Source organism: Streptomyces sp. NPDC059010 (assembly GCF_042740355.1).
In the GTDB taxonomy this organism is placed as follows: Bacteria; Actinomycetota; Actinomycetes; order Streptomycetales; family Streptomycetaceae; genus Streptomyces.
This window is the reverse complement of record NZ_JBHYJA010000026.1, coordinates 1-5,797: the sequence shown is the minus strand read 5'-3', so window position 1 is coordinate 5,797 and position 5,797 is coordinate 1. Positions and strand designations below refer to the sequence as shown.

The 5,797-nt window shown below is 68.4% G+C and carries 7 protein-coding genes and 1 tRNA gene; 3 read left to right on the top strand and 5 right to left on the bottom strand.

Annotated features, from left to right (window positions below):
- Window positions 1–203: 203 nt before the first annotated feature.
- The 5 genes from ACFWYS_RS26635 to ACFWYS_RS26615 all read right to left on the bottom strand — a co-directional run bounded on the left by ACFWYS_RS26635 (window position 204) and on the right by ACFWYS_RS26615 (window position 2,754).
- On the bottom strand, window positions 204–560 hold the full coding sequence (locus tag ACFWYS_RS26635; protein ID WP_384773831.1) for a hypothetical protein: 357 nt from the start codon (window positions 558–560) through the stop codon (window positions 204–206).
- A 333-nt stretch (window positions 561–893) separates the two neighbouring features.
- On the bottom strand, window positions 894–1,175 hold the full coding sequence (locus tag ACFWYS_RS26630; RefSeq protein WP_384773828.1) for a hypothetical protein: 282 nt from the start codon (window positions 1,173–1,175) through the stop codon (window positions 894–896).
- 361 nt (window positions 1,176–1,536) lie between these two features.
- Complete coding sequence (locus tag ACFWYS_RS26625; RefSeq protein ID WP_384773826.1) at window positions 1,537–1,929, bottom strand: hypothetical protein; 393 nt, start codon at window positions 1,927–1,929, stop codon at window positions 1,537–1,539.
- A gap of 297 nt (window positions 1,930–2,226) precedes the next feature.
- Complete coding sequence (locus ACFWYS_RS26620; RefSeq protein ID WP_384773824.1) at window positions 2,227–2,454, bottom strand: hypothetical protein; 228 nt, start codon at window positions 2,452–2,454, stop codon at window positions 2,227–2,229.
- A 225-nt stretch (window positions 2,455–2,679) separates the two neighbouring features.
- Window positions 2,680–2,754, bottom strand: a tRNA-Thr gene (locus ACFWYS_RS26615).
- Window positions 2,755–2,972: 218 nt separating this feature from the next.
- Here ACFWYS_RS26615 and ACFWYS_RS26610 point away from each other — a divergent pair.
- From ACFWYS_RS26610 to ACFWYS_RS26600, 3 genes are all read left to right on the top strand, one after another.
- A complete protein-coding gene (locus tag ACFWYS_RS26610) occupies window positions 2,973–4,064 on the top strand; it encodes an ABC transporter ATP-binding protein (protein ID WP_384773821.1) in 1,092 nt (363 codons plus the stop codon).
- A gap of 219 nt (window positions 4,065–4,283) precedes the next feature.
- Window positions 4,284–4,742 carry a hypothetical protein gene (locus ACFWYS_RS26605; RefSeq protein WP_384773818.1) on the top strand — a complete coding sequence of 153 codons (459 nt, stop codon included), beginning with the start codon at window positions 4,284–4,286 and terminating at the stop codon, window positions 4,740–4,742.
- A gap of 42 nt (window positions 4,743–4,784) precedes the next feature.
- Complete coding sequence (locus ACFWYS_RS26600) at window positions 4,785–5,516, top strand: NDP-sugar synthase (protein ID WP_384773816.1); 732 nt, start codon at window positions 4,785–4,787, stop codon at window positions 5,514–5,516.
- Window positions 5,517–5,797: the final 281 nt, after the last annotated feature.

The window sequence follows — 5,797 nt, the reverse complement described above, 5'->3', positions numbered from 1 at the left end:
GCCCACCGCGGGGGGCCCCCCCCCCCCCCCCGGCGGGGCTTGGGCGCCAAACCACCCCCCTTACCAAATCAACCCCCCCCCCCCCCCCGGGGCCCCCGCCCGCGGGGCGGGGCCACCGGTCTTTTCCCGACCGGATATCCGCCCGGGAAAGCCGAAAATGCCGGACCGGGAGCAACTCCCGGTCCGGCATTCGCCGTCCGCGCTCAGAACTTGAACTTGAACGTGGGCACCTTGACCCCCTTGGGCAGCTTCGCCGTGTTGGAGCACTCCACGACCGGACCGGACCGCTCGGACTCGTCGTTCGCCAGCCGGCCGTCGGTGAACGCGACGCGCGGATGCTCGGTGACCTCGCAGTCCTGCGCCTGCTTGATGGCGTACCCGCGCTTGTCCTTGATGACCTTCTCGCTCTTCTTGATGCAGACGATGTCCCCCTGGGCGGTGATCGTGCACGCGCCCTTGGAGTCGTCATCGGCGTACGCCGGCGCGGCGGCACCGCTGTAGATCACGGCGAGCGCCCCGAGCAGCCCGGTGACGGTTGCGATCTTCTGTCGACCGATCATGTACTGCGTCCTTTGCAATCGAGGCCCGGGCGACCGCGCCGACGACCGGCGCCCGCCCGAGCCTTGGAGAACGTGGAAATACGGGACTCGCCGCCCGACGCGTTCTCGACTTCGTCCGGCGACGACACTGCTGCAGCCCGGGCGCGCACCCTGAGGGTTCTGCCGCGCGTCCGGGCTGCTTTGCTAAGAATCCGACGGATATCGATGCACCTGCCGTGAGTAACGCCCTAAGAGGCCGACCGTGGCGCGGAGTACGGAGCCATCCGCCCCGCGGTCGTCACGACGACAATCGCAGTGCCCTGAAACTCGCGCATCGATTCCTCGGTGCTTTTATTACTGGGCAGCGGTAGGAGCGGAGTACTCACCGTAGGCGGCTTCCGGCGCGGCCGCCGGCGCGGCGGCGGGCGCGGCGGCGGGCGCGGCCGCGGGCGCAGCGTGCGCCTTGTCGGACGGAGTGCCCCACGTGCCCATGGCGTTGGCCGTCGAGGTGGCCACCGCGGTGACGTTCTGGGCGTCCCAGTCGTCCTCGTGGGCGAACGCGGAACCGGCGGCACCGAAGGCGGACAGCCCTGCGACAGCGGCGGCTACGACGGCAACGCGCTGAAACCTGCGCATAGTTTGACCCTTTCTTCCCGGGCACGAAAGCCCTGGTTGACTACTTAGTGTGAGCATATACACGTAATCCGTAGCAATTTGGGATCTTTGACCCTTCTCTGTGTCGTGTCGGCCCATGGCAACGAGCCCTTTCGTTCGTCCCGCCATGGACGTGAAGGGAATTGAGGAAGCAGGGGGATACGGCGTCGTGCGCGCACCGTTCTCCTGTGAGAGGAACGACGTTTCCCCGAGGGCGAGTCACGGGCTGCGAGGGACGGTCACCCGTTTGCCGACCCGCGAGAACACGGAAACAGCGGATGGCCGGACCAGGTCAACCCGGTCCGGCCATCCGCTGTTTGGGAGACGGAGAGGGCGCGGGAGGTTACGCGCCGCCGCCGAAGAGGTGCTGAAGGGCGGTGCCGACGGCGCCGATCTCGGGGGCGTTGTCAGTGTTGTCCGTCGCCGGCGTCGCCGGCTGCGCCATGTCGCTGCAGGTGATGTGGGGGCCGATCCGCGTCTGCCCGTTGGACAGCAGACCCGGGGCGGGAACGGTCACGGGCTTGCTCGGCTGGCAGTTCACCGACCGCCGGACGATGTAGTTGTCGCCCTGCGGCGTCTCACCCACGATCTGCTGGGTGCACCTGATCATGCCCTCGCTGTCGGTCGTGCAATTGGCCGGGTTCGCCGCGGCGTGTGCCGGGGTGATGCCGATACAGGTCAGGGCGAGGCCGCCGAGAAGCCCCGAGACGGCCGCGATCTTCTTTCCGTTGAACATGTGTTGCGTCTCCTTCGTGAGGGGTGCCCGGGGCGCCGTGCGCCGTGAACTGCCGCGCCGAGCCCCGGAGGTCGGAGATACGGGCCCCGGCGGCCACCCCATGTCCGGGATGTTCGGGGCCGTTTCGCTTACGAAGTGAAGGACTGACCCGGGCTTCGAGGGAGTTCGGCGACAGCGATCCGGTACGGGCCACGGGAGCGGACCTGCGCTCCGGGCAGCCGTACATGAACGGGCCCCCTCGGGGATCGACCCCGAAGGGGCCCGCGGAAGGCGTCGCGCACGACTACGCCGCCGACCTCAGCCCGTGAAGGCGTTGTTGAACTGGCCGCAGGTGGTGTCGAAGGTCTCGGAGAGACCGAGCACGGCGACCGGGACGTCGGTCGCGGCAACCGTCTGCGGGCTGCACTCCTGGTAGGGGCGGTAGAGGTCGGTGCCCGCCTCGTAGGCGACACCCGTACCGGCACCGATGGCGGACAGGCTGCCGGCCGCCGCCGCGACGATCATGACCTGGTGAAGCTTGCGCATGGAACCCTCGGTTTTCATTACCTATACATAGAGGCTGATTGCCTACTGTGACTGAACGAACACTAGCAGTAACGACCGAGGTTCCATGTCGGTGCATATCCCGTGTCCGGGAGGGGAGATGGGTGCGCACGCGTGCGAAAGACGGACAGAAAAAATGCCCGGCGTGACGACCGGAAAGCGGAGCGTCACGCCAGGCTTTTGCGTTCGGATAACCGGCGTTGTCGGAGCCCCCTGTCGGATTCGAACCGACGACCTGCTGTTTACAAGACAGCCGCTCTGGACCAACTGAGCTAAGGAGGCCTGCGCGCACCCGAGACGCACGCGCCCGTGCAGTGTACCCAGGTTCCCAAGGCCCCCTGTCGAAAATTTCCGCGAAGTTCACATGCCCCCAGGTACTGACAGATCAGGCGAACGCCAGGTACCGTCCAGAGCCAGTCCGCACATGTGGACTAAACCAACCACCTTCCTACAACGGATCGTCCGGCACGTTCCTGCCGGTAGAAGGGGGCCCATTCACCATGGCCACTGTCTCGTTCGACAAGGCGACCCGGATCTACCCGGGCACCGAGAAGCCCGCCGTGGACGCGCTCGACATCCACATCGAGGACGGAGAGTTCCTCGTACTGGTCGGCCCGTCCGGCTGCGGCAAGTCCACCTCCCTCCGCATGCTGGCGGGGCTTGAGGACGTCAACGGCGGCGCCATCCGCATCGGTGACCGCGACGTCACGCACCTGCCGCCGAAGGACCGGGACATCGCCATGGTGTTCCAGAACTACGCGCTGTACCCGCACATGACCGTCGCCGACAACATGGGCTTCGCGCTCAAGATCGCCGGCGTCAACAAGGCGGAGATCCGCAAGAAGGTCGAGGAGGCCGCGAAGATCCTCGACCTCACCGAGTACCTGGACCGCAAGCCGAAGGCCCTCTCCGGTGGTCAGCGCCAGCGTGTCGCCATGGGTCGCGCCATCGTGCGTGAGCCGCAGGTCTTCCTCATGGACGAGCCGCTGTCCAACCTGGACGCCAAGCTCCGTGTGTCGACCCGTACGCAGATCGCCTCGCTGCAGCGCCGTCTCGGCATCACCACCGTCTACGTCACCCACGACCAGGTCGAGGCCATGACGATGGGCGACCGGGTGGCGGTCCTCAAGGACGGTCTGCTCCAGCAGGTCGACACCCCGCGCAACATGTACGACCGCCCGGCCAACCTCTTCGTCGCCGGCTTCATCGGCTCCCCGGCCATGAACCTGGTCGAGGTCCCGATCACCGACGGCGGTGTGAAGTTCGGCAACTCGGTCGTGCCGGTGGACCGCGAGGCGCTCTCCGCCACCACCGACAAGACCGTCACCGTCGGTGTCCGCCCCGAGCACTTCGACGTGGCCGGCTCCGAGTCGGACCAGGGTCTCGCGGTCACCGTCAACGTCGTCGAGGAGCTCGGCGCCGACGCGTACGTCTACGGCACCGCCAAGGTCGGCGGCGACGACTCCAAGGACCTCGTCGTCCGCGTCAGCGGCCGTGACGTCCCGGAAAAGGGCAGCACGCTGCACATCGTCCCGCGCTCCGGCGAGACCCACGTGTTCTCGACCTCCACGGGCGAGCGGCTCTCCGACTGAGGTCGCGCAGGCAGTACAACCCCGGGTAATTCACCCAGGTTGACGAAGAGGGCCCCGCAGATGCCTGCGGGGCCCTTTTCGGTGTCGACAAATACCCCGGCAGATCGGGCTATTTCGAGCACTGTGCGTCAACGTGCCGTTCGGGAAAGAGCACCACTTCGTCCCCCGAACCGGTGACCAAATGTCGCCATATCAGTACTGAACGCTACCCTCACTCGCGTGAAGCACTCCACCATCCAACAGACGCGACACGGCCACCGGGGCCCCGCCCGCCAGCTCGGCCGCACTCTCGCCCTCGTCCTGCCCGTCGTCCTGGTGCTCTCCGGGACCCTCGCGGTCACGCGGGTCAACTGGTCGGGGGATCCCTCGGACTCGGTGCTCGCCGCGACCGACGTCTCAAGCGCGGGCGACGCGAAGAACGCCGCTCCACGCGCCCCGCAGGACGTGCTGCGCGACCAGCTGCTGACCGAACTGCAGGAGAAGGACCCGGGCCTCGCCCTGGGCCACCTCCAGCAGGCCGTCAACGACCGTCCTTCGCTGGCCCGGCACTGCGCCTCGATCGCCCGGGCGCTCGGTCGCGCGGCGGTTCGCGTCTACGGTCCGACGCGGGCGCAGTCGTACTCCCGTCCCGTCTGCGACACCGCCTTCGCCTCGGGCGTGGCGGCGGCGCACAGCTGAGCACGCGAATGCCGTGAGCGGGGCGCCGCGTACAGTTCGGGCATGACTGATCCGAGCGCCGCGTCCCGCCCCGTGCAAGCCGTCATCCTGGCCGGTGGCCAAGGGTCCCGGCTGCGTCCGTACACCGACGACCGGCCCAAGCCGATGGTCGAGATCCCCGGTACGGGGACGCCGATCATCGGCCATCAGCTGGCCTGGCTCGCCGAAGAGGGTGTGACGGACGTGGTGGTCAGCTGTGGCCACCTCGCCGAGGTGTTGCAGGACTGGCTGAAGTCGGCCGAGCTGCCGGTGCGGGTGACGACCGTCGTGGAGACGGAGCCGCTCGGGCGGGGTGGCGGTCTGAAGTACGCGGCCGCGCATCTGCCGCATCCCGACCGTTCTTGGTACGCCACCAACGGCGACATCTGGACGCGCTTCTCGCTGCGTGACATGGCCGACTTCCACACCGAGCGGGACGCCGTCGCGACCCTGGCCCTGGCCCGGCCGCGTATCCCCTGGGGCGCCGTGCAGACGGACGGCTTCGGGCACATCACCGACTTCATCGAGTCGCCGCCGTCGACGTTCGAGATCAACGCCGGTGTCTACGTCTTCTCCCCCGCCTTCGCCTCGCTCCTGCCCGAGCGCGGCGACCACGAGCGCACCACGTTCCCGCACCTGGCCCGTGAACGCCGCCTGGCAGGCTTCCCGATCCCCCAGGGCGCGTACTGGCGCGCCATCGACACGGCGAAGGACCTGACGGAGGCAGCGAGGGAACTGGCGGCGCTGGGCCGCTGACGGATGCCTGCTCGGCGGGGGCGTGCGTAGCGCCTACGGGGCGGTGGGTGGGCCGGGGCCGCGCCGGGGGGGTGTCCGTCCTCGGACCGGCGGCTCCCGCCCCTCGACGCCGGTCCGCGCCTCTCAGCCCGTCCGACTTCTCGACGCCGGTCCGCGCCTCTCAGCCCGTCCGACTTCTCGACACCGGTCCGCGCCTCTCAGCCCGTCGGGCTTCCCAACGCCGGTCCGCGCCTCTCAGCCCGTCCGACTTCTCGACACCGGTCCATGCCTCTCAGCCCGTC

Bases quoted from the DNA above. Each gene is read 5' to 3' on its own strand.
- ACFWYS_RS26625 (WP_384773826.1), bottom strand. From the start codon at position 1,929: ATGTTCAACGGAAAGAAGATCGCGGCCGTCTCGGGGCTTCTCGGCGGC.
- ACFWYS_RS26600 (WP_384773816.1), top strand. From the start codon at position 4,785: ATGACTGATCCGAGCGCCGCGTCCCGCCCCGTGCAAGCCGTCATCCTG.
- ACFWYS_RS26620 (WP_384773824.1), bottom strand. From the start codon at position 2,454: ATGCGCAAGCTTCACCAGGTCATGATCGTCGCGGCGGCGGCCGGCAGC.
- ACFWYS_RS26630 (WP_384773828.1), bottom strand. From the start codon at position 1,175: ATGCGCAGGTTTCAGCGCGTTGCCGTCGTAGCCGCCGCTGTCGCAGGG.
- ACFWYS_RS26635 (WP_384773831.1), bottom strand. From the start codon at position 560: ATGATCGGTCGACAGAAGATCGCAACCGTCACCGGGCTGCTCGGGGCG.
- ACFWYS_RS26610 (WP_384773821.1), top strand. From the start codon at position 2,973: ATGGCCACTGTCTCGTTCGACAAGGCGACCCGGATCTACCCGGGCACC.